The sequence below is a fragment of the Streptomyces sp. NPDC107471 genome, from assembly GCF_055582845.1.
In genome coordinates, this window is record NZ_JBVJPC010000001.1 from 223,687 (window position 1) to 247,457 (window position 23,771).

Genomic DNA, 23,771 nt, shown 5'->3' on the forward strand with positions numbered 1-23,771 from the left:
CCGGGTCAGAACATCCCGCTGCCCGGGGTGGCCGCTCCGACGAGCCAGATGATCGCCAGGAGCGTGTCGATGGCGCCCAGAACGAAGGCGACCAGAGCAGGCCAGGCGCGGTTTCCGCCGCCCGACCAGGTGCGGCCCATGGCAAGCCAACCGCAGACGATCGCGACCGGGCCGAGAATGATGCCCAGCACGAAGAAACCGGCGATCGCGCAGATGACTCCGATGATTCCGAGCGTCGCGCGATCCGGCCCGGTCCGTGACCACGTCCGGCCACGTGATCGGGGGTACCTGCGCGTTCCGTGTCCGAAGCCCGCCATCATCAACTCCCTGACACCCTTGGTTGGTTGGGTTCGTCTCGGGTTCAACGATGCGAGTACCCCGGTCCCCGGGGTTAATCCTCCGGCCTTGCGGCGCGCCGCCCCCCTCCGGCAGCGCGCCGCAGCGCCGTCCGCCCTCCGCGTCGCACGAGCGTGCCGTGCGGAGGACTTGACTTACTGTGACCTGCGGCGCGTACCGGAGGCGAGAAATCTTTAGCCTCTTCACCCTGATAGGCGAAGTGCGCTGACGTCTCGTCAGGCGTCAGATGTGGCCGACGCCCGCCCCCGCCTCCGCGTTCTCGCCGCGCTTGGTGAGCAGCGCCACGAGGACGGCGAACGCGGCGACACCCGCGGCGACCAGCGACGCGAGGCTCATCCCGGAGATGAAGGTGTCGTGCGCGACGTCGGTGATCTTCGCCGCGATCTCGGCCGGGGTCCCCTTGGCGATCGGGGGGACACCCACCTGGACGGCCTCCGACGCCTGGTCGAGCTGGGCCGGCGTCAGCGCCGGCAGGCCCGCGTCCTTCCAGTTGCCCGCGAGGTCGCTGTCGACCTTGGACGCCATCACGGCGCCGAGGACGGCCGTACCGAGGCTGCCGCCGATCTGCATCGCGGCCTGCTGGAGACCGCCGGCCACACCGGAGAGCTCCATGGGCGCGTTGCCCACGATGACCTCGGTGGCGCCGACCATCACGGGCGCGAGGCCGAGGCCGAGCAGGGCGAACCAGAGGGACATCAGGGCGCTGCCGGTGTCCGTCTCCAGCGTGGACATGCCGTACATCGCGATCGCGGTGGCCGCCATGCCGCCCGCCAGCGGGATCCGCGGGCCGAGCTTGGTGATCATCAAGCCCGCGAGCGGGGAGCCGACGATCATCATGCCGGTGAGCGGGAGCAGGTGGAGGCCCGCGTCGATCGGGCTCATGCCGTGCACGTTCTGGAGGTAGAAGGTCACGAAGAACAGGCCGCCCAGGAACGCGACCGCCATGAGGACCATGAGGACCACACCCGCGGACAGCGCGACCGAGCGGAACAGGCCGAGCGGGATCAGCGGCTCCTTGACCTTCGTCTCCCAGAAGGCGAACAGCACGAAGCCCACCACGGAGGCGGCGATGAAGGTCCAGGTCAGCCCGTCGCCCCAGCCCCAGGTCGGGGCCTTGATGAGCGCCCACACCAGGCAGAACATGGCGGCGGACAGCAGGGCTATGCCGAGCAGGTCGAAGGAGCGCGGCGCGTTCTCGGCACGGTGGTCCAGGAGGATGAGCACTCCGAGGACGAGGGCGAGGACACCCACCGGCACGTTGATGAAGAACACCGACTGCCAGTTGACGTGCTCGACGAGGACACCGCCGAGGATCGGGCCGCCGGCGGTGGAGGCGCCGATGACCATGCCCCAGATGCCGATGGCCATGTTGAGCTTCTCGGCCGGGAAGGTGGCCCGCAGCAGACCGAGCGCGGCCGGCATCAGCAGGGCGCCGAACAGGCCCTGCAGGACCCGGAAGGTGACGACCGCGGCGATGCTGCTGGACAGTCCGATCGCACCCGAGGCGGCGGCGAAACCGACGACACCGATCAGGAAGGTCTGCCGGTGGCCGAAGCGGTCACCGAGCTTGCCCGCGGTGATCAGGGCGACCGCCAGCGCGAGGAAGTAGCCGTTGGTGATCCACTGGACGTCCGCGAAGCTGGCCTCGAGGTCGGCCTGGATGGCCGGGTTGGCGATCGCCACGATGGTGCCGTCGAGCGCCACCATCATGACGCCGACGGCCACGGTCAGGAGGGTGAGCCAGGGGTGGCCGCGCCGCCCGGAGGCGGACGGCTGATCCGACGCGGACCGAGACGCCCCGTCCCCCGGCCCCGTCGTGTCGATGGTGGTCTGACTAGTCATGTGTTCGAGGCTAGTGACAGCCGCTGACAATTGACAAACCAATTCACAAGTCGGTAACTGACACCAATGGAAACACTGCGCGAACGCAAGAAACAGCGCACCCGGGAGGCCCTGCTCAGGGTCGCGGTCGAACTCTTCACCACCCGGGGCTACGACCGCACGACCGTGGACGAGATCGCCGACACCGTGGGGGTCTCGCAGCGCACCTTCTTCCGCTACTTCGCCGGCAAGGAGGACGCGGCCCTCGCGCTCGACGAGATGACGGTGGCGCACTTCGTCGACGCCGTACGCGCCCGCCCCGCGCACGAGCCGCCGCTGGAGGCGCTGCGCCAGGCCGTACTGGAGGGGTGGGACACCCTGCACGAGGTCGTCGAGTCGGTCGTACCCGTGGCCCGGTTCCTGGCCCTGTACCGGGTGATCGAGTCGACCCCCGTCCTGCTCGCCGCCCATCTGCGGCGGTCCGCGGAGGTCGAGGAGGTGCTCACGCGCGTGCTCGCCGAACGCGAGGGCCTCGACCCGGCGACCGACCCGCGGCCCCGGCTGCTGGTGGCCGTCTTCAGCGGGGTGATGCGGGTGACGGAACGCCAGTGGCTGACGGACGGGGAGTTCAGCCTGGAGGCCATGCGCGCGCTGACGGTCTCCCACCTGGAGCTGCTGGGACCAGCGCTGACCGGCAAGTGGTCCCCTTACACCAAAACGTGATACCCGTCACTCGATTAACCCGAGACCGTCCCGTTCTCCTAGTGTGTCCTTTCAGTGACTTCCTTCGACACCTCCCCGCAACTCAACGTCTGGCGCGCACTGCTCGCGCTGGCCGTGGTGTTCGTGATGCTGGCGACCACCGGCTGGACCGCTCTGCGCAACCACCGGGAGGCCACCCCGCTCCAGGCCTCGCTCCAGTCCTGGGCGCACGGCCGCCTCCACGGACACCGGCTGCCGGACCCGGACACCGCCCCCGCCCGGCTCACCCGGTTCTTCGCCTCCCTCACCTCCCAGGAGCGGGTCCGCCTCGCCCAGCGCTACCCGCTCGCGGTCGGCAACATGAACGGCGCCCCCGTCACCCTGCGCTACCAGGCCAACCGCCTCGCGTTGTTGCAGGCCCGAACCGTCGAGCGCGCCCGTCTGCACGACACCCGGCTCACACCGGCCGGTCAGCAGGAGGCGGGCCGCCGTATGCACCGTTTCGAGGCGCTGACCGCCCCGGAGCGCCACATCCTCGCCTTCGACCCGGACGGCTCCGGCCGGGTCGCCGAGGTCTTCGGCGACCTCGGCACGGCACAGCGGGTCTCCGTCGTCGTGCCCGGCGTCGACACCGACGTGCTCACCTTCCAGCGCACCAGCCGGAGCTGGTCGGCGCCGGTCGGCATGGCCAAGGCCCTCTACCGGGCCGAGCGGGAGGCGAGCCCGGCCACGCGCACGGCGGTGATCGCCTGGGCCGACTACACCGCGCCCGCCGGACTCGGCATCGACTCGGCCACCGCGATGCGCGCCGAGAGCGGCGCCGTCCGGCTCAACGCGCTGGTGCGCGCCCTGCCCGGCACCTCGCCGGTCTCCCTGTTCTGCCACAGCTACGGCTCGGTGGTGTGCGGGGTGGCCGCGCACACGCTGCCCGGCCGGGTGGCCGACATCGCGGTGGCCGGCAGCCCCGGGATGCGGGTCGCCAACGCCTCCCACCTGCGCACCACCGCCCGGGTGTGGGCGATGCGGGACGCCGACGACTGGATCCAGGACGTGCCGTACCTGGAGGTCGGCGGGCTCGGCCACGGCGCCGACCCGGTGTCCTCCGCGTTCGGCGCGCGTGTGCTGTCCGCGCGGGGTGCCGACGGGCACGCCGGTTACTTCCAACCCGGAACGGAGAGTCTGCTCAACTTCGCCGAGATCGGCATTGGCGCATACCGCTCGGTGCACTGCGCCCACGAGGACGAAGCCTGCCGCGCCGGTTTGTCCGGCACGGCCGAGGCCGGACGCGCGTAGAGACAGCAGGAACTGCGGTCTGCGCGAGGAGGGGACGAAGGAGCTCGTGCCGAATACGATGACCCGCATGGGTGACGTACTGGCCGGATTTCATGCCGCCTGGGAGTTCGAGTCCGACTCCGTGCTCATCCGCTACGAACGGGGGATTCGCACACCGAAGCTCTTCCAGGCACTGGGGGAACGACGGATTCCCCTGGAGGCGATCTCCGGGGTGACGCTGACTCCCGGCAAGCGGGGCACGGTGGTGCTGCACGCCGAGCCGCGGCCCGGGGCGGATCCGCTCATGGAGGCGGCGGCGGGGCAGCTCAAGGAAGGGTGCGACCCGTACCGGCTGGTCCTGCCGGCCGACAAGGAGACGCTCGCCGAGTACTACGCGGACGAGCTGCGCGCGCTGCTGAAACAGGACGACGAACCGGCGGAACGCTTCCTGGTGCCGGCGCCCGAAGCGCCCCTGCAGTTCAAGGCGTACGACGGGAAGGCGTCCTTCGACGGCCGTACCGTGAACTTCCGCTGGTTCTGGACCGGGGCGTCCTCGGCGAAGTGGAAGGCCGGCGACCAGAGCTTCCCGGTGTCCGAGCTGACGGGTGTCGAGTGGCGGTCACCGGAGGTCTTCGAGGGCCATCTGCGGCTGCTGCGCGGCGAGTCGGGGCCGGTGCAGGCCGACCAGGATCCGGCGGCCGTGGTGTTCGGCCTGGGCTACGGGCCCGTTCACGAGTCGCTGCCCTTCGCGGCGGCGGTGCTCGCGGCCGTACGGCAGCGGGGGCCGGCGGCAGCGGTCCCGGCCGTGACCGCGCCACGCCGGGACCCCGCGGACATCGCCGAACGGATTCGCCATCTCGGGGAGCTGCACCAGGCCGGGTTGGTCACCGACGAGGAGTTCTCCGTGAAGAAGGCGGAGTTGCTGGCGGAGCTCTGACCTACTCGCGGCCCGCCGACGAGAACCGCATGTCCGCGTACCGGTCGCCCGCCACCTGGCCCGCGATCGGCTCCAGGAGCTCCAGCTCCTCCTTGGTGAGCTCGATCCTCGTCGCCGCCGCGTTCTCCTCGACCCGGGTGGGCTTGCGGGTGCCCGGGATCGGCACGACCGGGAGGCCGTGGACCTCGGACTGCTGCTGGACCCAGGCCAGGGCGATCTGGCCCAGGGAGACGCCGTGGGCGTCGGCGACCGTGCGGACGGGCTCCAGCAGGGCCGCGTTCGCCGTGGCGTTGTCGCCCGTGAAGCGGGGCTGCTGGCGGCGGAAGTCGTCGGCGGTGAGGTCCTTGTCCGCGTTGGTGAAGGACCCGGTGAGGAAGCCGCGGCCGAGCGGGGAGTACGGGACGAGGGCGACGCCCAGTTCGCGGGCGGCCGGCACCACCTGGGCCTCGATGTCCCGGCTGAACAGGGACCACTCCGACTGCACGGCGGCGATCGGGTGGACGGCCTGCGCCGTGCGCAGCTCACCGGCGGTGACCTCGCTCAGGCCCAGGTGCTTGACCTTGCCCTCGCGCACCAGCTCGGCCATGACGGCGACGGTCTCCTCGATCGGCACGTTCACGTCGCGCCGGTGCATGTAGTAGAGGTCGATCACGTCGACGTCCAGGCGCTTCAGACTCGCCTCGACCGCCTTGCGGATGTACGGCGGGTCGTTGCGGATGATCCGCCGGGTCGGGTCGTCCGGAGGTATCGCCAGGGCGAACTTGGTGGCGATCACGACCTCGTCGCGGTGGGCCCTGAAGAACGGCGACAGGAACTTCTCGTTCTCGCCGTCGCCGTAGGCGTCCGCCGTGTCGTAGAGCGTGACGCCGAGCTCCAGGGCCCGCTCCAGGGTGGCCCGGGACTCCTTCGCGTCCGCGGGGCCGTAGGCGAAGCTCATGCCCATGCAGCCCAGGCCCTGGACGCCGACCGCGGGGCCGGTGTCGCCGAGCCGTGCGGTCGGGATGGTGCGGTCCGTCATCCGGCCTTCTCCGTTTCGTAGGCGCGACCGGCTTCGGCGTAGAAGCTGATCTTCCGGTCGAGTACGGCGAGCGTGTCCTGGAGTTCCGCGATCCGGGACAGGACGTCCCGGCGGGTCGTCTCCAGGAGCTCGAACCGTTCGGTGAACGTGTGGTCGCCCTCGCGCACCAGTTCCGCGTACCGCACCATGTCGGCGACCGGCATGCCGGTGAGCCGGAGCTTGCCGACGAGGTCGAGCCAGTCGAGGTCGCGGTTGCTGTAGCGGCGCTGGCCGGTGTGCGAGCGGTCGATGTGCGGCATCAGGCCGATGCGCTCGTACCAGCGCAGGGTGTGCGCGGTCAGGCCGGTGAAGGCGACGACCTCGCTGATCGTGTAACTGTCCTGCCCCAGCGGACGCCGGTGGGGGTGCGGCGGGGCCGCACAGCTCTCGGTCCTGGTACCCGTGGTCTCCATCACCGTCATGACCCCAACGCTAGAACCTTGGAGTGCACTCCAAGCAAGCGGTACCGGTAAGAAATCGGCAGGACGCGCCCCGGGGGCGGTCGCTAGCGTGCGGGTCATGAGTGACGTACGCCGTGCCACGACCGAGGACGCCGAAGAAGTGCTGCGTCTGCGCCAGGTGATGATCGACGCCCTGCCCGGCGGGGACGCCTCCACAGGGTGGCACACGGAGGCACTGCCGTCGTTGCGGAGAAGGCTGGCCGAGGCCGACGGGGACTTCGCGGCCTTCGTCGTCGACCACCCGGAGCGGCCGGGGGCGCTGGCCGCGCTGGTGGCGGGGACGGTCGACTACCGGATCGGGAAGGCGGCCAACCCGCACGGGCTGGCCGGGTACGTCTTCAGCGTCGCCACCGACCCGGGGGCCCGTCGGCGCGGCTACGCGCGCGCGTGCATGGACGAACTGCTGGCGTGGTTCCGGGAGCGGGGCGCCGGCCAGGTGATGCTGACCGCGTCCCCGGAGGCCGAGCCGCTCTACGCCTCCCTCGGCTTCGTCCCCAAGCCGGACCCCACGATGATGCTGACCCTCTGAGCCGCTTACGCTCGACGCCATGTCCTTGCAGAGCCTCGCGTTGATCGAAAACTGGCCGGTTCCCAGCGCCGCGGCGGGGGTGGTGCGGGCCGACGGCACCGTCCTCGGCACCCACGGTCCGACCGGCCACCGCTTCCCGCTGGCCTCGGTCACCAAGCCGCTCGCCGCGTACGCCGTCCTCGTCGCGTACGAGGAGGGGGCGGTCGAGCTCGACGAGCCGGCCGGGCCGAGCGGATCGACCGTGCGCCACCTGCTCGCGCACACCTCGGGGCTCGCCTTCGACGAGCACCGGGTGACGGCCCCTGCCGGCGAGCGGCGGCTGTACTCCAACGCGGGCTTCGAGCAGCTCGGCGACCATGTCGCCAAGGCGACGGACATCCCGTTCGCGGAGTACCTGCGCCAGGCGGTCCTGGAGCCGCTGGGCATGACGTCGACGTCCCTGGAGGGCTCCCCCGCGAGAGACGGCGTGTCGACGGTCGAGGACCTGCTGCGGTTCGCGGCCGAGGTGCAGGCGCCGCGACTGCTGGACCCGCGGACGGTCGCGGAGGCGATGACCGTCCAGTACCCGGGCGCCAAGGGCGTGCTCCCCGGCTACGGCCACCAGAACCCCAACGACTGGGGCCTCGGCTTCGAGATCCGCGACTCCAAGTCCCCGCACTGGACGGGCTCCGCGTCCTCGCCGCGCACCTTCGGGCACTTCGGCCAGTCCGGCACGTTCCTGTGGATCGACCCGGACGCGGGGGCGGCCTGCGTGGCGCTGACGGACCGCGCGTTCGGGCCGTGGGCGGTCGAGGCGTGGCCCGCGTTCACCGACGCGGTGCTCGCCGGCCTCTAGGACATCTCCCACACCAGCAGTTCGGCCGGGGTCACCGCCACCAGGTCCAGCGCCTCGGCGTCGGTGACCCGGGCCGCGTCCCCGGCTGTCAACTCCTCGCCGTCCAGGCGCACTTCGCCCCGCACGACATGGACGTACAGATGCCGGCCGTCGGGCACCGCGGTCCGCTCCCCCGCGCCCAGCCGCCGCACGTGCAGCATCGCGCCCGCCTCCGGGACGGCGTACGGCGTCGAGTCGGCGATCCCGCGGACGATCTCGTACGACGGCTCGCCGCCGGGCTCCAGGGGCGCGAGCCAGGTCTGCACGAAGGTCAGCGGGGTCTCGGCGTCGTTGCGCTCGACGTGCCGGACGCCCGCGGCGGCGCTCAGCCGCTGCACGTCACCGGGCCGCACGACCGTCTCGTGCCCGGTGGAGTCGCGGTGCGTCAGCTCGCCCTCGACCACCCACGTGACGATCTCGGTGTGGCTGTGCGGATGCTCGTCGAATCCGGCGCCGGGCACGAGCCGCTCCTCGTTGCAGGCGATCAGCGCGCCGAACCGGAGGTTGTCGGGGTCGTAGTGCGGCCCGAACGAGAAGGCGTGCCACGACTCGATTCCGGTCCCGGGGTCCCCGCCTGGGTAGCGCTCCGCGGCGCGCCGTACGTCCGTCACGGGACCACGGTAGTGGCAGGGCGGGCCGCGGGTGGGGCGTCAGTCGGTACCCGGCGGCGCGCACTGACGTCCGGATAAGGCAGTCTTGTCCCCGTGCCCGAACCCGAACACCGCAAGTCCGACCCCGCCGCGCCCGGCCCCCACGCTCATGCCGCGACTCTGAAGCGGTTGGAGAAGTCGTCCGGGTCGCTCGCGCAGCAGGCCATCACGCGCATGGACGAGACGCTGCCGTGGTACCGGGCGATGCCCCCGGAGAACCGTTCCTGGATCGGGCTGGTCGCCCAGGCCGGCATCGCGGCCTTCACCGAGTGGTTCCGGCATCCGGACGCCCCGCAGGCCATCTCCACCGATGTGTTCGGCACCGCGCCCCGCGAGCTGACCCGGGCCATCACCCTGCGCCAGACCGTCGAGATGGTGCGGACGACCATCGAGGTCATGGAGTCGGCCATCGACGAGGTCGCCGCCCCCGGCGACGAGAGCGTGCTGCGGGAGGCGCTCCTGGTGTACGCCCGGGAGATCGCCTTCGCGACCGCGCAGGTCTACGCCCAGGCCGCCGAGGCACGCGGTGCCTGGGACGCCCGGCTGGAGTCGCTCGTCGTGAACGCCGTGCTCAGCGGGGAGGCCGACGAAGGGGCCGTGAGCCGGGCGGCGGCTCTCGGGTGGAACGCGCCCGAGCACGTCTGCGTGGTCCTCGGCACCGCTCCCGACGGTGACTCGGAGCTGACCGTCGAGGCCATCCGGCGGGCCGCCCGGCACGCCAAGCTCCAGGTGCTGACCGGGGTGCTCGGGGCCCGGCTGGTGGTGATCGCGGGCGGCAGCGACAACCCGCTCGCCGTGGCCAAGTCGCTGATCGGGCCGTACGCGGCCGGACCCGTGGTGGCCGGGCCCGTCGTCCCCGATCTGCTGGCCGCGACCCGGTCCGCGCAGGCGGCCGCCGCCGGCCTCAAGGCGTGTTCCGCCTGGCAGGACGCCCCGCGCCCGGTCCTGGCGGACGACCTGCTTCCGGAACGCGCGATGGCCGGCGATCCCAGTGCGCGCGAGCAGTTGGTGGAGGAGATCTACAGACCGCTGGAGGAGGCCGGTTCCGCGCTCCTGGAGACGCTCTCCGTCTATCTCGAACAGGCGTCCAGTCTGGAGGGCGCGGCCCGGATGCTCTTCGTGCATCCGAACACCGTGCGCTACCGGCTTCGACGTGTGACTGACGTCACCGGCTGGTCGCCCTCCGATGTACGTTCGGCGTTCACCTTGCGGATCGCGCTCATCCTGGGGCGTCTGGCCGACGGAGATCTCCAGCCCTAGGCTTTTGTCGGGGGCCCACAAAACCCCCTCCTGTTCTTCGTCCCTGTCCCCACGGGCGGCTTGGGCCGCCCTCAAGAGAGAGTGTGAGAGTGCTCGTACTCGTCGCTCCCGGCCAGGGCGCCCAGACGCCCGGCTTCCTGACTCCCTGGCTCGAACTCCCCGGTGCCGCGGACCGCGTCGCCGCGTGGTCCGACGCCATCGGACTGGACCTCGCCCACTACGGCACACAGGCCGACGCGGACGCCATCCGCGACACCTCCGTGGCCCAGCCGCTGCTGGTCGCGGCCGGAATCCTGTCCGCCTCGGCACTCGGTGCCCTCGGTGACATCGCCCCCGGCGCGGTCGCCGGGCACAGCGTCGGTGAGATCACCGCCGCGGCCTTCGCGGGCGTGCTGGAGGACACCGCCGCCCTCACCCTCGTGCGCAAGCGGGGTCTGGCCATGGCCGACGCCGCCGCGATCACCGAGACCGGCATGTCGGCGCTGCTCGGCGGCGACCCCGAGGTCTCCGTGGCGCACCTGGAGAAGCTGGGCCTGACCCCGGCGAACGTCAACGGCGCCGGCCAGATCGTCGCCGCGGGCACGCTGGAGCAGCTCGCCGCCCTGAACGACGACAAGCCCGAGGGCGTCCGCAAGATCGTCGCGCTCCAGGTCGCCGGTGCCTTCCACACCCACCACATGGCCCCCGCGGTGGACGCGCTGGCCAAGGCCGCCGCCGATCTGACGCCGGCCGACCCGAAGGTCACGTACGTCTCGAACAAGGACGGGCAGGCCGTCGCCACCGGCGCCGAGGTGCTGGAGCGGCTGGTCGGCCAGGTCGCCAACCCGGTCCGCTGGGACCTGTGCATGGAGACCTTCAAGGAGCTCGGCGCCACCGCGTTCATCGAGGTCTGCCCCGGCGGCACGCTGGTCGGCCTCGCCAAGCGCGCGCTGCCCGGCGTCAAGACGCTCGCGCTCAAGACCCCCGACGACCTCGACGCTGCTCGCGCGCTCATCGCCGAGCACAGTGCCTGAGAAGGAGCACGAGAGCATGTCGAAGATCAAGCCCAGCAAGGGCGCCCCGTACGCGCGCATCCTCGGTGTCGGCGGCTACCGCCCCACCCGGGTCGTGCCGAACGAGGTGATCCTCGAGACGATCGACTCGTCCGACGAGTGGATCCGCTCGCGCTCCGGCATCCAGACCCGGCACTGGGCGAACGCCGAGGAGACCGTCGCCGCGATGTCGATCGAGGCGTCCGGCAAGGCGATCGCCGACGCCGGGATCTCCGCCGAGCAGATCGGTGGCGTGATCGTCTCGACCGTCTCGCACTTCAAGCAGACCCCGGCGGTGGCGACGGAGATCGCCGACAAGCTGGGCACGAACAAGGCCGCCGCCTTCGACATCTCGGCCGGCTGCGCGGGCTTCGGCTACGGCCTCACCCTCGCCAAGGGCATGATCGTCGAGGGTTCGGCGGAGTACGTCCTCGTCATCGGCGTGGAGCGGCTCTCCGACCTCACCGACCTGGAGGACCGTGCCACCGCCTTCCTGTTCGGCGACGGCGCCGGCGCGGTCGTCGTCGGCCCCTCCAAGGAACCCGCGATCGGCCCCACGGTCTGGGGCTCCGAGGGCGACAAGTCCGAGACGATCAAGCAGACCGTCGCGTGGAACGAGTACGACAGTTCCACGGACAAGTTCCCCGCGATCACGCAGGAGGGCCAGGCGGTGTTCCGCTGGGCCGTGTTCGAGATGGCGAAGGTCGCCCAGCAGGCGCTGGACGCGGCCGGGATCAGCCCGAGCGACCTGGACGTCTTCATCCCGCACCAGGCCAACGAGCGGATCATCGACTCGATGGTGAAGACGCTGAAGCTGCCGGAGCACGTCACGGTCGCGCGGGACGTCCGCACCACCGGCAACACCTCGGCCGCCTCTATCCCGCTCGCGATGGAGCGGCTCCTGGCGACCGGTGAGGCGAAGAGCGGCGACACCGCGCTCGTCATCGGATTCGGGGCGGGTCTCGTCTACGCCGCCACTGTCGTTACCCTCCCCTAGGCACTCCGTGCCGGATCACTCGGTCCGGGACGGGAAGCACTGCCAACCCTCTGGATAAGAAAACGAAGGAGCGCCACCATGGCCGCCACTCAGGAAGAGATCGTCGCCGGTCTCGCCGACATCGTGAACGAGATCGCCGGCATCCCGGTTGAGGACGTCCAGTTGGACAAGTCCTTCACCGACGACCTGGACGTCGACTCGCTGTCCATGGTCGAGGTCGTCGTCGCCGCCGAAGAGCGCTTCGACGTCAAGATCCCGGACGACGACGTCAAGAACCTCAAGACGGTCGGCGACGCCACCGACTACATCCTCAAGCACCAGGCCTGAGTCCCCCGGGCTCCGCCCGGAGCCTCCAGGCCGGACGTGCCGGCCCCGCCACCCGGCGGTGGCGCCGCTTAATCCTCGTAACGTTGGAGAAAGATTTCCCGTGAGCCCGACCAATCGCACCGTGGTCGTCACCGGTATCGGCGCAACCACACCGCTGGGTGGCGACGCAGCCTCTACCTGGGAGGGTCTGGTCGCCGGCAAGTCCGGCGTCAAGCCCCTGGAGCAGGAGTGGGCCGCCGAGCAGGCGGTCCGTATCGCCGCGCAGATCGCGGTGGAGCCGACCGAGGTCATCCCCCGGCCGCAGGCCCGACGACTGGACCGCTCGGCGCAGTTCGCGCTGATCGCGGCCAAGGAGGCGTGGGCCGACGCCGGTTTCGAGGGCAAGGCCGGTGAGGACGGTTCCGTCGGCGAGGTCGACCCCGACCGTCTCGGCGCCGTCATCGCCTCCGGCATCGGTGGTGTCACGACCCTGCTCGACCAGTACGACGTGCTCAAGGAGAAGGGCGTCCGCCGCGTCTCCCCGCACACCGTGCCGATGCTGATGCCCAACAGCCCGTCCGCCAACGTGGGTCTGCTCGTCGGCGCCCGCGCGGGTGTGCACACCCCGGTCTCCGCCTGCGCGTCGGGCGCCGAGGCCATCGGCTACGCCATCGAGATGATCCGTACCGGCCGGGCCGACGTCGTCGTCGCCGGTGGCACGGAGGCGGCGATCCACCCGCTGCCCATCGCCGCGTTCGGCAACATGATGGCGATGTCCAAGAACAACGAGAACCCCGAGGGCGCCTCGCGTCCCTACGACGTCGCCCGGGACGGCTTCGTCCTCGGCGAGGGCGCCGGTGTCGTCGTCCTGGAGTCCGCCGAGCACGCCGCCGGGCGCGGTGCGCGGGTGTACGCCGAGGCGGTCGGCCAGGGCATCTCCGCCGACGCCCACGACATCGTGCAGCCGGAGCCGGAGGGCCGCGGCATCTCGCACGCCCTGCAGAACCTGCTGGACCGCACCGACCTGGACCCGACGGAGATCGTGCACGTCAACGCGCACGCCACGTCGACCCCGGCCGGTGACATCGCCGAGCTCAAGGCGCTGCGCAAGGTCTTCGGCGACGACGCGGACCACATGGCCGTGTCCGCCACCAAGTCGATGACCGGTCACCTGCTCGGTGGCGCGGGCGGCGTGGAGACGGTCGCGACCGTCCTCGCCCTCTACCACCGGGTGGCTCCGCCGACCATCAACGTCGAGAACCTCGACCCGGAGGCGGAGGCCAACGCCGACGTCGTCCGCGGCGAGGCCCGCAAGCTGCCCGTGGAGGGCCGTATCGCCGCGCTGAACGACTCGTTCGGGTTCGGCGGGCACAACGTCGTACTGGCGTTCCGCACGGTCTGAGAACCGTCCGTACGCAACGGAAAGGGCCCCCACCGGTCGGTGGGGGCCCTTTCCGTGCAGGGGGGTCATCCGCATCTGCGCCGGGGAGTCACACCACCTGGTGCAGCCAGCGGACCGGGGCGCCCTCGCCGGCGTACCGGAACGGCTCCAGCTCGTCGTCCCAGGGCTTGCCGAGGAGCTTGGCGAGCTCGGCCTCCAGGTCGGTCTCGCCCCGCTGCGAGCGGGTCAGCGCCGCGCGCAGGCGGTCCTCCGGGATCAGGATGTCGCCGTGGATGCCGGTGACGGCGTGGAAGATGCCGAGCTCGGGCGTGCAGCTATAGCGCTCGCCCTCCGCGGTGGGGCAGGGCTCGGCGGTGACCTCGAAGCGCAGCAGGTGCCAGCCTCTGAGGGCGGAGGCGAGCTTGGACGCCGTGCCCACCTCGCCCTTCCAGGAGAACTCCGAGCGCCAGGTGCCCGGCGCGGCCGGCTGCCGGATCCAGTCGAGGTTGACGCGCGTGCCGAGCACCCCGGCGACGGCCCACTCGACGTGCGGGCACAGCGCGCGCGGCGCGGAGTGCACGTACAGAACTCCACGTGTCGTCACCGGGACCTCCGGGCAGAGCGGGACAAGTCTTGCTGGCTGGCATGGCGGCGATGGCGGGCAGCCACGTTGATGGCGAGGCTACCGTGCGGCGGAGCAAGGAGTGTGACGTACCGTCGGTCCCGATGCCCTGAAACGCCCGCCATTCACCCGGCAGGACGCGTGTACGGGTGCCGATCGTTCCCTCGGGGCCGCCGGGAACTCCCGTGCGTTGTCATGAGAGGACCATCATTCTCACGAGGGGAACACCACGGATGCGGATGCAGGGCCACCGCTCGCGGGTCGTCGTCGCCGTTCTGACGGCGGCTCTTGTGGGGATCGCCGGCTGTGACGCCGTGGGCGGCGACTCGGCGGGGCCGACCCCGGAGGCCAAGCCCTCGCCGAAGCCGACCCCGGCCTGGGACAGCAGCCCGGCCTCGATCGCTGCCGTCGGTGACTCCATCACCCGCGGTTTCGACGCGTGCGGGGTGCTGAAGGACTGCCCCGACGTGTCCTGGGCCACCGGGGCCAGCACCCGGGTCGACTCGCTGGCCGTACGGCTGCTGGGCCGGACGAAGGCGGCCGAGCGGAGCTGGAACTACGCGGTCTCCGGGTCGCGGATGGCCGACCTGTCGACGCAGATGGCCCAGGCGGCCGCGCGCACGCCGGCGCTGGTCACCGTGATGGTGGGCGCCAACGACGCCTGCCGGGACTCCACGGCGGCGATGACGTCGGTGGCCGACTTCCGCGCCGGCTTCGAGGACGCGCTCGCCGTGCTGCGCAGGACGGCGCCCAAGGCGCAGGTCTACGTGGCGAGCGTGCCGAACCTCAAGCGGCTGTGGTCCGAGGGCCGCACCAATCCGCTGGGCAAGCAGGTGTGGAAGCTGGGCGTGTGCCCCTCGATGCTGGCCGACGCGGACGCGCTGGACGCGGCCGCCACCGCGCGGCGGGACACCGTGCAGCAGCGGGTGGAGGCCTACAACGCCGTACTGGAGGAGGTGTGCGCCGGGGACGAGCGGTGCCGGTACGACGGGGGCGCGGTGTACGACTACCGGTTCGGCACCGAGCAGCTCAGCCACTGGGACTGGTTCCATCCGAGCGTGAACGGACAGGCGCGGCTGGCGGAGATCGCATATCGCAAGGTCAGGTCCGTGTCCTAAAGTTCCGCACATGAACGAACTCTTCGCCACACTTCCCGACGGCACCCCGGTGCACCGCTGGACCCTGGAGCGCGCTGGCGTCCGCGTGCGGATCCTGTCGTACGGCGGGATCGTGCAGTCGGTCGAGGTCCCGGACCGGGACGGGCGGGCGGCGGACGTGGTGCTGGGCTTCGCCGGGCTGGAGGGGTACCTGGAGCACCCGGACCCGTATCTGGGGGCCTTCGTCGGGCGGTACGCGAACCGGATCGGGGGCGCCCGCTTCGAGCTGGACGGGGTGACGTACGCGCTCGCGCCCAACAACGCGCCCAACTCCCTGCACGGCGGTGAGAACGGCTTCGACAAGCGGGTGTGGGACATGGAGCCCGCCGGGGCGCACGGGGTGCGGCTGAGCCGGGTCAGCCCGCACGGCGAGGAGGGTTTCCCGGGGCGCCTGGAGGTCTCGGGGACGTACCGCCTGGACGAGTCGGGGGCACTGCGGATCTCGTACGAGGCGGTCACCGACGCGCCGACCCCGGTGAACCTGACCAACCACAGCTACTTCAACCTGGCCGGGTCCGGGAACGCGGGCGGGCACGAACTGCGCGTCGACGCCTCGCGGTACACCCCGGTCGACGCGGACCTGATCCCGACCGGGGTGGCGGAGGTCGCGGACACCCGGTTCGACTTCCGTCAGGCGCGCAAGGTCGGCTCCGGCTACGACCACAACTTCGTGCTCGACAAGGGGATCACCGAGGAGGCCGTCGAGGTCGCCGAGTTGTACGACCCCGCGTCCGGGCGGGTGCTGACGGTGGCGACCACCGAGCCGGGACTCCAGCTCTACACCGGGGACCATCTGCCCGAGCCCTTCGCGCCGGGCGACGGCATCGCGCTGGAGACGCAGCACTTCCCCGACTCCCCGAACCGCCCGGAGTTCCCGAGCACGGTGCTGCGGCCGGGCGAGGTGTACCGCTCGGAGACGGTGTACGGCTTCGGCACGCGCTGAGCACGCACGAGCCCCGGCCCAGGGGTCAGGTCCCGGGCCGGGGCTGCTTGTGCGAGGGCTGTGCCCCCTGTGATCAGACGTTAATCGTCACGGTCACCCGGCGGTCGCCGATCGACCGCCCCACCTGGATTTCGTACGAACCCTTCACATACGACCACGATGAGGTCTTCTCGTCCCAGATCTCGAAAGCCCGGCGCGGGATCTCCACGAGGGCCTCGACGCTCTCGCCGGGGCCGGCCTCCACGCCGGCGAATCCGGCGAGCCGGCGGGCCGGGCGCTCGGCGTCGGGTTCGGCGGGCGCCAGGTAGACCTGGACGACCTCGCGGCCCGGCCGGGCGCCGGAGTTGCGCAGCCGGACCCGGACGGTGCTGCCACGGACCTCGACGGACTCGTAGGTCCAGTCGGTGTAGCCGAGGCCGTGGCCGAAGGGGTAGGCGGGGGTGCGGCCCGCCTTCTCCCAGGCCGCGTACCCGATGAACACGCCTTCGGAGTAGTGGAGTTCGCCGCCGGTCGGGACGACCCGGGTGACCGGGGCGTCGGCCAGGGCGCCCCAGGTGGTGGGCAGACGGCCGCCCGGTTCGTGGGCGCCGGTCAGCACGTCGGCGAGGGCCGCGCCGCCCTCCTGGCCGGGGAACCAGCCGAGCAGGACGGCCGCGACGTCCTCGCGCCAGGGCAGTTCCACCGGGGAACCGGAGTTGACGATCACGACGGTGTTCGGGTTGGCGGCGGCGACCGCGCGGACCAGCTCGTCCTGGTTGCCCGGGAGGGTAAGGTCCCGGCGGTCGTAGCCCTCGGACTCGACGCGCTCGGTGGTGGCGACCACGACGACGGCCGTGTCGGCGTTCCGGGCCGCCTCGACGGCCTCGGCGATCAGCTCGTCGGGCGCGCGCCGGGGGTCCTGGTGGGCCAGGGAGAACGTGACGACCTTCATCGGGACGTCCTCGGGCAGGGCGACCACATGGGTCAGGGAGACCTCGACCGGCTCGCCCGCGGTCAGTTCGACCCGGGCGCGGGGCTCGGGGGCACCGAAGAAGGTGATGAACGGGTCGTCCTTGTCGGCGCGCTGGACGTCGTCGTAGTACGTCGTGCCGTCGACGACCAGCCTGAAGGCGCCGAGTCCCTTGATGCCGAAGGTGTGCGTGCCGCTCTCGCGCGGGGTGAAGGTGCCGGTCAGCTCGACGGTGTGCAGCCGGTCGTGGGTGACGCCCTCGGGGAGGTCCGAACCCATCCACTGGATGTGGCCGTTGGGGGCGGACCTCGTGCCGATGACGTCCCCCGCCGCGTCCCGGCACACCGCCCGCAGGGTGAACCCCTGGCCGGCGACGGCGAGTTCGGTGTTGGGGTCGGCGCCGAGGGCGTAGGTCACGGTGCCCTCGGGCAGGGCGGCGGTGAGGCCGTCGAGGGGGGAGACGACCCGGTCCGGGAAGACGGTGGCGGAGCCGCCGCCGAGGACCCGGGCGTCCCGGGCGGCGGCGCCGATGACGGCGACCGTGCCCGGCTTCAGCGGCAGGGCCCCCTGGTTGCGGACCAGGACGAAGGCGCGGCGGGCGATCTCGCGGGCCAGCCCGATGCCGTCGACGGGGTCCGGGAGCTCGGTGACCACGGGTTCGGCGCCGTCCAGGGCGCCGACGCGGGCGGCGAGCCGCAGCACGTTGCGTACGGCCGTGTCGACCGTGCTCTCCTCGACCTCGCCGTCGCGCACCGCCTGGGCGAGGGCCTCGCCGTAGACGGTCCTCGGGCCCGGCATGGCGACGTCGAGGCCGCCCTCGACGGCGGCCTTGGTGGAGCGGGCGGCCGTCCAGTCGGAGACGTTGAAGCCGTCGAAGCCCCATTCGCCGCGCAGCACTTCGTTGACGAGGTGGTGGTGCTCGGTCATCGTCGTGCCGTTGACCGTGTTGTAGGCGGTCATGATGCCCCACGGGTGGGCGTTCTCCACGATGTGCTCGAAGGGCGCCAGGTAGAGCTCGCGCAGGGCGCGTTCGCCGACGACGTTGTTCACGGTGAAGCGGTCGGTCTCGGCGTCGTTGGCGACGAAGTGCTTGACGGTGGTGCCGACACCGCCCTCTTGCACGCCGGTGACGTACCCGGCGCCGATCCGCCCGGTCAGGCAGGGGTCCTCGCTGTAGGCCTCGAAGTGGCGGCCGCCGAGCGGGGAGCGGTGGAGGTTGACGGTGGGGGCCAGCAGGACGTGGACGCCCTTGCGGCGGGCCTCCTGGGCGAGGAGGTGGCCTGCCCTGCGGGCGAGTTCGGGGTCCCAGGCGGCGGCGAGCGCGGTCGGGGAGGGCAGGGCGATCGAGGGGTCGTCGGCGCTCCAGCGCACGCCCCGGACGCCGATCGGGCCGTCGGACATGACGAGGGAGGCCAGGCCGATCCCGGGGAGCGCGGGCAGGGTCCACATGTCCTGGCCGGCCAGGAGCCGGGCCTTGGCGTCCAGATCGAGCCGGGCCAGTGCGGCCTCGACGGCCGCCTCGCGGGCCTGGTCGGCGGGGGTGATGCCCTCGGGTCCCTCGGGTGCCGCCATGGCGGTGCCTCCTCGTTGAAGTCCGTGCGGTCCTCTCATCGTGCATCGATTACCTGGCGAGCGGTAGGTTTCGTTACCTTGCCGTTATATGACCTGGAGTGCCATGTCGTACGGTGACGCCATGAACGCCAGGACCAGAAGCGAGGAGCGCCGGGCCGAGATCGTCCGGGCGGCCGTGGAGGTCATCGCCGAGCGCGGTTACCGGGGCGCGAGCCTGGCCGCGGTGGCCGAGCGGGTCGGGCTGACCCAGCAGGGGCTGCTGCACCACTTCCCGACCAAGGACGCGCTGCTGGTCGCGGTGCTGGAGGAGCGGGACAAGTGGGACGCCGTGCCGAACGGCACCTGGCGGGTCGACCTGCTCGCCTCGCTCGTCGAGTACAACGCGATGCGGCCCGGCATCATCCAGACCTTCTCGGCCCTGCTCGGCGAGAGCGTGACGGAGGGGCATCCGGCACGGGAGTACTTCACCGACCGCTACACCCGGGTGCGCGCGACGATGGCGGTCGCCCTGCGCGCGGAGTACGGCGACCGCCTCCCCAACGGGCTGACCCCGGAACGCACCGCGCCGCTGCTGGTCGCCGTCATGGACGGCCTGCAGTACCAGTGGCTGCTGGACCCGGAGTCGGTGGACATGCCGGGCGCGTTCCGGGACTTCCTCAGGCTGCTGGGCGAGCCGGCGGAGTGAGGGCCGGCGGCTCCGGACGGCGGCGAGTGTCCTGCCGAGGACGCACGCGAGGGCCAGGGCCGCCCCCACGCCCGGCAGAGCACGGCCACCTTCCCGGGCCGCTGGATCACCCGCGCGCCGGGACCGCCGCCACGACCTCGATCTCGATGCGGGCCTCCGGACGGAACAGGCGGGGCACCTCGAAGGTCATGCTGGTGGGCGGGGCGCCGGTGAGGAACTCACGGCGTACGGCGCCGTACTGGTCCAGCTCCGAGATGTCCGTGAGGCAGGTGCGGATGTTGACGACGTCGGCCAGGGTCGCCCCGTGCGCCTCCAGCAGCGCGGCCAGTGTCTCGAAGACGCCCCGGGACTGCTCGGCGAGCGTGGCGCCCTCCGCGATCTGCCCGGAGACGAACAACAGGGCGCTGCCGTCGGCCTGTTCGACGCGGGCGACCTGGGAGTAGTAGGGGCTCAGGGGCTGGGGCGCGCCGGCGGGGTTGTCCAGGGTGATCTGCATGCCGTCGACGCTAGGTCCGCCCTTGCGATGCGACAAGCGAATGTCCAGCATGGCTGCCATGCCGAACCCGCATCGCATCGAGCTGCCTCCCGATCTCGCGACCGTCTGGCTGCGGGTCTTCCTGGAGGTGGCCCGGCACGAGTCGTTCACCGTGGCCGCGCGCACGCTGGGCTGGACGCAGTCCGCGGTGTCCCGGCAGATCTCCTCGCTGGAGGGGGCGTTGGGCGGGGCGCCGCTGTTCGACCGGTTGCCGCGGGGTGTCCGGCTGACGCAGGCGGGGCGGGTGCTCGTGCCGTACGCGCAGACCGTCACCGGGGCCCTCCAGGGGGTCGCGCGCGAGCTGGCGGCGTTGCGTGAACTGACCGGCGGGCACCTGCGGTTCGGGGCGTTCCCGACCGCCGACGCGGCCCTGGTCCCGCACGCCCTCGGCGTCTTCCGCACCCGTCACCCGGGCGTGCGGGTCTCCCGCGAGGAGGGCCTCACCCCGTCGCTGCTGGACGGGCTCACCGAGGGGCGGCTGGACCTCGCGGTCGTCTCCACGACGGGCGGGGCGCCGCTGTCGGCGTACGAACTCCGCCATCTGCTCGACGAGTCGCTGTACGTCGCCGTGCCGGCCGGGCATCCGCTGGTCGGTGCGGGCGGCGGGCCGGTGCGGCTCGGGCGGCTCGCGGACGCCGACTGGATCGCCGGCAGCGCCCGCCCCGAGGGGACGCTCCTCGACGCTGCCCTGCGCCAGGGCTTCCGGCCGCGGATCGCGCACGTCGTCGGCGAGTGGACCGCCAAGCAGGGGTACGTCGCCGCCGGGCTCGGGGTCACGCTGGTCCCGGCGCTCGCCGCGGAGTCCGTGCGCCCGGACGTCGTCCTGCTCCCGGTGCTCGACGAGGGGGCTCCGGCCCGGGCGGTGTACGCGGCGACCCCGCGGGGGCGGTCGTCCTCGCCGGCCGTGGAGGCGTTCGTCGGGGCGCTGCGGGAGGCGGCGAGCCGGATGCCCCGCACGTCCCTCCCCATGGCGTAGACCACTTCCGTCACGCGATACTGCCGTGGTCCGGCACCACTCGCGCCCCACAGCGACGGAAGGACCTGAACTCCCTTGACATCCCTACGTGTTCGGATCGGCATCCTCGGACTGGCCCTGCTCGCGGGGCCGGCGGTCTCCACGAGTCCGGCGACGGCCGCGGACGCGCCCTCGCCCACCGTGGAGGAGCGGCGGCTCGACCAGGCCGTGCCGCGGGAGATCCTCGAACGGTCCGGATTCGACGCCGTGCCGACGCGTCTCGCCCGGGCGCTCGGATCGGCGCGTTCCTACGCGGAGGCGCGGCACGTCGTCGTACGGCAGGGGTCCGCGCTGTGGAAGCGGGCCGTGGACCGGGCACAGGGGCGGGGACCGGCCGGCGGGGACCTGAGCCGGGACGACGACCGGCCGCTGTACTGGGCGCGGCTGGGCATGACCCGCGCGGTGCGCACCTGGGAGCCGTCGTTCGGACTGTCCGAGACGCAACGGGCGGCTCTGCTCGGCGAGTTGGAGCGGACCTCGCGAGGGCAGACGGCCGTGCGGTACCCGGCGGGCGGGCGGCTGAAGCGGGTGCTCGTGACCGGGTTCGACCCGTTCACGCTGGACCGGGACATACGGATCTCGAACCCGTCCGGGGCCACCGCGCTGGCCCTCGACGGGACGGTGATCGAGACCGCCGACGGGCCGGCGCGGGTGGAGACCGTGGTGTTCCCGGTGCGCTGGCAGGACTTCACCGACGGGACGGTGGAGCGGGCGCTGCGGCCGTACCTGCGGAAGGTGGACCTCTTCACCACCGTGAGTCAGGGACGGGTGGGCCGGATCGACGTCGAGCGGACCAACGGGGCCTGGCGGGGCGGGTTCGCGGACAACGACAACATCGGGGTGACGGGGACGGTCCCGGTCGCCGACCCGGCCTCGCAGCCGCAGTGGACGACGACCACGCTGCCGTACAAGGCGATCGTGGACGCGGACACCGGGCGCTTTCCCGTCTACGACAACACGAGCGTGACCGAGATCCCGGCGGGAGGCACGCAGCCGGTCGTCCGTCCGGACGGGCCGACCCCGGGGTCCACGGCGAGGGCGGGCGGCGGCGGGGACTACCTGTCCAACGAGATCGCGTACCGGGTCACGCTGCTGCGGGACCGGCTCGGGCTGCACGACGTCCTGCCGGGCGGCCATGTGCACACGCCGGTGCTGCAGTTCGGGACGGGGAACACGGATCCGGCGACGGGGACGGTGACGGATCCGGAGTTCGTGCGCAACCGGCTGGACATCATCGCGCAGGTGCGGGCGATCGTGTCGGTGGCGGCGGGGGCGTAGGCCCGCCGGGCGGGGCGGGGGGCGCAGGCCGGGTTCCGGCGGGCGGGACGGGCCACTTCAGGAAGGCCGCCGTCGCCGTGAAGTGCAGGCGCCGGTAGAAGTCGGCGGCCCGGCGCGTCGGCACGGTGACCTCCGTGTCGCCAGCCCGCCGGGCACGGTCCTGGATCTCGCGGACGAGCCGGGAGCCCGTGCCCCGGCCGCGCAGGGCCGCGTCCACGGCCAGTTCCAGGAGTTCGAGGACGGTGCCGCCGGCGAACAGGGTCGGCAGCCGGGCCGCGTAGGCGTAGCCCACGACCCGTGTGCCGTGCTCGGCGACCAGGAACTCGGCCCGGTTCTCGGCGGCGGCCCGCAGCACCTGGGGAAAGGTGACCGTCTCGTAGCGGGCGCGGTCGGGACGGTAGGTGGTGGCGAAGTCGCACAGCAGCCGGAAGACCGCGTCCGCGTCCGCGTGCGTCGCCGGGCGGATCGTCGGCTCAGGCGCCGAGTTCACCCGGTACGGCTTCCTCGTCCGACGGGTCGTGCTCCTCGTCCCCGTCCCGCGTCTCCTCCCCCAGCAGTTCCCGGGCCATCAGCGTGGCTCCCGCCACCGCGCCCGGCATCAGGAACACGGCGACGAAGGGGACCAGGAAGGACAGGCCGAGGGGGGTGCCGAAGCCCCAGATGAGGGTCTTGCGGGAGCGCAGGAGGGCCAGACGGGCGCGGAGTTCGACGCCGCGGCGCTGGAGGGCCACCGCGGTGAGCTCCTCGGTGAGGAAGAAGCCGGTCACGAAGAAGCCGAGCACCGGGACCGCGGTCTGCCCGACGACGGGGACGAAGCCGAGGGCGAAGAGCAGGACCGCCCACAGGGCCGCCCGGACCACGATCCGCAGGCTGTCCCTTGCCGAGATCCACAGTTCGCGCCAGAGCGGCAGGCCCGACTCGGGGGCGGTGCCGTCCGGGGAGACGTCCCGGTCGACCTTCTCGGAGAGGTTCTCGTAGAAGGGCTGGCCGATGAGGAGGGTGACCGCGGTGAAGGTCAGGACCGAGAGGAGGAGGGCCAGCGCGAACAGGACCGCCGTGAGGAAGCCCCGGAACAGTCCCTGCCAGGGGCTCGACCAGTCGTCGGCGAAGGGGGTCGCCCAGGACACCGCGTCCTCGCCCCAGGCGGCCAGAGCCACCAGTGCCGCCACGTACAGCACCAGGGTGATCAGACCCGGGACCAGTCCGAAGCCGTACTGCTTGCCGTGCCGGGCCACCCACCGCTGGCCCTTCAGGAGATAGTGGAAACCCGCCCCGAGATCACGCATGTCCCGCACCCTATCGGGTGACTCTCCGGCAGCGGACACGGCCGTGGGCCCGGTCCGGGCACCCGACTTGCGCCATCCGGGGCATCCGCGCCAC

The 23,771-nt window shown here is 72.0% G+C and carries 25 protein-coding genes; 15 read left to right on the top strand and 10 right to left on the bottom strand.

The window, feature by feature from the left end; all coding sequences use genetic code 11:
• Positions 1 to 5 precede the first annotated feature (5 nt).
• Positions 6 to 320, bottom strand: a complete 315-nt coding sequence (locus tag ACZ66S_RS01030; protein ID WP_469898747.1) for a small hydrophobic protein — start codon at positions 318 to 320, stop codon at positions 6 to 8.
• Between the two features lie 259 nt (positions 321 to 579).
• A complete protein-coding gene (locus ACZ66S_RS01035; protein WP_469898748.1) occupies positions 580 to 2,199 on the bottom strand; it encodes an MFS transporter in 1,620 nt (539 codons plus the stop codon).
• A 66-nt stretch (positions 2,200 to 2,265) separates the two neighbouring features.
• Between ACZ66S_RS01035 and ACZ66S_RS01040 the strand changes: the two genes are divergently transcribed.
• From ACZ66S_RS01040 to ACZ66S_RS01050, 3 genes are all read left to right on the top strand, one after another.
• Entirely contained in the window at positions 2,266 to 2,901 is a 636-nt protein-coding gene (locus ACZ66S_RS01040) for a TetR family transcriptional regulator (protein ID WP_469898750.1), read from the top strand.
• Positions 2,902 to 2,955: 54 nt separating this feature from the next.
• Positions 2,956 to 4,173: an alpha/beta hydrolase gene (locus tag ACZ66S_RS01045; RefSeq protein ID WP_469898751.1), complete on the top strand. Its 1,218-nt coding sequence runs from the start codon at positions 2,956 to 2,958 to the stop codon at positions 4,171 to 4,173.
• A 67-nt stretch (positions 4,174 to 4,240) separates the two neighbouring features.
• Positions 4,241 to 5,089 (top strand): DUF4429 domain-containing protein, encoded by an 849-nt coding sequence (locus ACZ66S_RS01050; RefSeq protein WP_469898753.1) that lies wholly within the window; start codon positions 4,241 to 4,243, stop codon positions 5,087 to 5,089.
• Between the two features lies 1 nt (position 5,090).
• Here the strand turns inward: ACZ66S_RS01050 and ACZ66S_RS01055 are convergent, their stop codons facing one another.
• Together ACZ66S_RS01055 and ACZ66S_RS01060 are read right to left on the bottom strand one after the other, a co-directional pair.
• Positions 5,091 to 6,107 (bottom strand): aldo/keto reductase, encoded by a 1,017-nt coding sequence (locus tag ACZ66S_RS01055; RefSeq protein ID WP_469898754.1) that lies wholly within the window; start codon positions 6,105 to 6,107, stop codon positions 5,091 to 5,093.
• Positions 6,104 to 6,568, bottom strand: coding sequence for a MerR family transcriptional regulator (locus ACZ66S_RS01060; protein WP_469898755.1), 465 nt, complete (start codon positions 6,566 to 6,568; stop codon positions 6,104 to 6,106). Before ACZ66S_RS01060 ends, ACZ66S_RS01055 begins: the two co-directional genes overlap by 4 nt.
• 97 nt (positions 6,569 to 6,665) lie before the next feature.
• Between ACZ66S_RS01060 and ACZ66S_RS01065 the strand changes: the two genes are divergently transcribed.
• Positions 6,666 to 7,136, top strand: a complete 471-nt coding sequence (locus ACZ66S_RS01065) for a GNAT family N-acetyltransferase (RefSeq protein ID WP_469898757.1) — start codon at positions 6,666 to 6,668, stop codon at positions 7,134 to 7,136.
• Between the two features lie 19 nt (positions 7,137 to 7,155).
• Positions 7,156 to 7,971 carry a serine hydrolase domain-containing protein gene (locus ACZ66S_RS01070; protein WP_469898759.1) on the top strand — a complete coding sequence of 272 codons (816 nt, stop codon included), beginning with the start codon at positions 7,156 to 7,158 and terminating at the stop codon, positions 7,969 to 7,971.
• On the opposite strand, the gene ACZ66S_RS01075 is transcribed toward ACZ66S_RS01070, so the two are convergent.
• The gene (locus ACZ66S_RS01075) at positions 7,968 to 8,621 is read right to left on the bottom strand and encodes a pirin family protein (protein ID WP_469898761.1); all 654 of its coding nucleotides are present in this window, start codon (positions 8,619 to 8,621) and stop codon (positions 7,968 to 7,970) included. The genes ACZ66S_RS01070 and ACZ66S_RS01075 overlap by 4 nt on opposite strands.
• Positions 8,622 to 8,714: 93 nt before the next feature.
• On the opposite strand from ACZ66S_RS01075, the gene ACZ66S_RS01080 reads away from it, so the two are divergent.
• From ACZ66S_RS01080 to ACZ66S_RS01100, 5 genes are all read left to right on the top strand, one after another.
• Entirely contained in the window at positions 8,715 to 9,920 is a 1,206-nt protein-coding gene (locus ACZ66S_RS01080) for a PucR family transcriptional regulator (protein WP_469898762.1), read from the top strand.
• A gap of 89 nt (positions 9,921 to 10,009) precedes the next feature.
• Positions 10,010 to 10,933, top strand: coding sequence for an ACP S-malonyltransferase (locus tag ACZ66S_RS01085; RefSeq protein ID WP_469898764.1), 924 nt, complete (start codon positions 10,010 to 10,012; stop codon positions 10,931 to 10,933).
• A gap of 16 nt (positions 10,934 to 10,949) precedes the next feature.
• On the top strand, positions 10,950 to 11,948 hold the full coding sequence (locus tag ACZ66S_RS01090; protein WP_469898765.1) for a beta-ketoacyl-ACP synthase 3: 999 nt from the start codon (positions 10,950 to 10,952) through the stop codon (positions 11,946 to 11,948).
• 78 nt (positions 11,949 to 12,026) lie between these two features.
• On the top strand, positions 12,027 to 12,275 hold the full coding sequence (locus ACZ66S_RS01095; RefSeq protein ID WP_007381745.1) for an acyl carrier protein: 249 nt from the start codon (positions 12,027 to 12,029) through the stop codon (positions 12,273 to 12,275).
• 100 nt (positions 12,276 to 12,375) lie between these two features.
• Positions 12,376 to 13,656: a beta-ketoacyl-[acyl-carrier-protein] synthase family protein gene (locus ACZ66S_RS01100; protein ID WP_469898767.1), complete on the top strand. Its 1,281-nt coding sequence runs from the start codon at positions 12,376 to 12,378 to the stop codon at positions 13,654 to 13,656.
• Positions 13,657 to 13,744: 88 nt separating this feature from the next.
• Here the strand turns inward: ACZ66S_RS01100 and ACZ66S_RS01105 are convergent, their stop codons facing one another.
• Positions 13,745 to 14,239: a DUF3145 domain-containing protein gene (locus ACZ66S_RS01105; RefSeq protein ID WP_007381747.1), complete on the bottom strand. Its 495-nt coding sequence runs from the start codon at positions 14,237 to 14,239 to the stop codon at positions 13,745 to 13,747.
• A gap of 251 nt (positions 14,240 to 14,490) precedes the next feature.
• Here ACZ66S_RS01105 and ACZ66S_RS01110 point away from each other — a divergent pair, with 251 nt between their 5' ends.
• Together ACZ66S_RS01110 and ACZ66S_RS01115 are read left to right on the top strand one after the other, a co-directional pair.
• Positions 14,491 to 15,375 (top strand): SGNH/GDSL hydrolase family protein, encoded by an 885-nt coding sequence (locus ACZ66S_RS01110; RefSeq protein WP_469898768.1) that lies wholly within the window; start codon positions 14,491 to 14,493, stop codon positions 15,373 to 15,375.
• Between the two features lie 10 nt (positions 15,376 to 15,385).
• Positions 15,386 to 16,357, top strand: coding sequence for an aldose epimerase family protein (locus ACZ66S_RS01115; RefSeq protein ID WP_469898770.1), 972 nt, complete (start codon positions 15,386 to 15,388; stop codon positions 16,355 to 16,357).
• A gap of 73 nt (positions 16,358 to 16,430) precedes the next feature.
• On the opposite strand, the gene ACZ66S_RS01120 is transcribed toward ACZ66S_RS01115, so the two are convergent.
• Positions 16,431 to 18,878: a glycoside hydrolase family 3 protein gene (locus ACZ66S_RS01120; protein ID WP_469898772.1), complete on the bottom strand. Its 2,448-nt coding sequence runs from the start codon at positions 18,876 to 18,878 to the stop codon at positions 16,431 to 16,433.
• Between the two features lie 103 nt (positions 18,879 to 18,981).
• Between ACZ66S_RS01120 and ACZ66S_RS01125 the strand changes: the two genes are divergently transcribed.
• Complete coding sequence (locus ACZ66S_RS01125; protein ID WP_469899651.1) at positions 18,982 to 19,563, top strand: TetR/AcrR family transcriptional regulator; 582 nt, start codon at positions 18,982 to 18,984, stop codon at positions 19,561 to 19,563.
• Between the two features lie 106 nt (positions 19,564 to 19,669).
• Here the strand turns inward: ACZ66S_RS01125 and ACZ66S_RS01130 are convergent, their stop codons facing one another.
• The gene (locus ACZ66S_RS01130) at positions 19,670 to 20,059 is read right to left on the bottom strand and encodes a RidA family protein (protein WP_469898773.1); all 390 of its coding nucleotides are present in this window, start codon (positions 20,057 to 20,059) and stop codon (positions 19,670 to 19,672) included.
• A gap of 49 nt (positions 20,060 to 20,108) precedes the next feature.
• On the opposite strand from ACZ66S_RS01130, the gene ACZ66S_RS01135 reads away from it, so the two are divergent.
• Both ACZ66S_RS01135 and ACZ66S_RS01140 read left to right on the top strand, forming a co-directional pair.
• Positions 20,109 to 21,074 (top strand): LysR family transcriptional regulator, encoded by a 966-nt coding sequence (locus ACZ66S_RS01135; RefSeq protein ID WP_469898774.1) that lies wholly within the window; start codon positions 20,109 to 20,111, stop codon positions 21,072 to 21,074.
• Between the two features lie 75 nt (positions 21,075 to 21,149).
• The gene (locus ACZ66S_RS01140; RefSeq protein ID WP_469898775.1) at positions 21,150 to 22,391 is read left to right on the top strand and encodes a pyroglutamyl-peptidase I; all 1,242 of its coding nucleotides are present in this window, start codon (positions 21,150 to 21,152) and stop codon (positions 22,389 to 22,391) included.
• Here ACZ66S_RS01140 and ACZ66S_RS01145 read toward each other — a convergent pair.
• Together ACZ66S_RS01145 and ACZ66S_RS01150 are read right to left on the bottom strand one after the other, a co-directional pair.
• On the bottom strand, positions 22,345 to 22,881 hold the full coding sequence (locus tag ACZ66S_RS01145) for a GNAT family N-acetyltransferase (protein ID WP_469898777.1): 537 nt from the start codon (positions 22,879 to 22,881) through the stop codon (positions 22,345 to 22,347). The genes ACZ66S_RS01140 and ACZ66S_RS01145 overlap by 47 nt on opposite strands.
• Positions 22,865 to 23,677, bottom strand: coding sequence for an EI24 domain-containing protein (locus tag ACZ66S_RS01150; RefSeq protein ID WP_469898778.1), 813 nt, complete (start codon positions 23,675 to 23,677; stop codon positions 22,865 to 22,867). Before ACZ66S_RS01150 ends, ACZ66S_RS01145 begins: the two co-directional genes overlap by 17 nt.
• Positions 23,678 to 23,771: the final 94 nt, after the last annotated feature.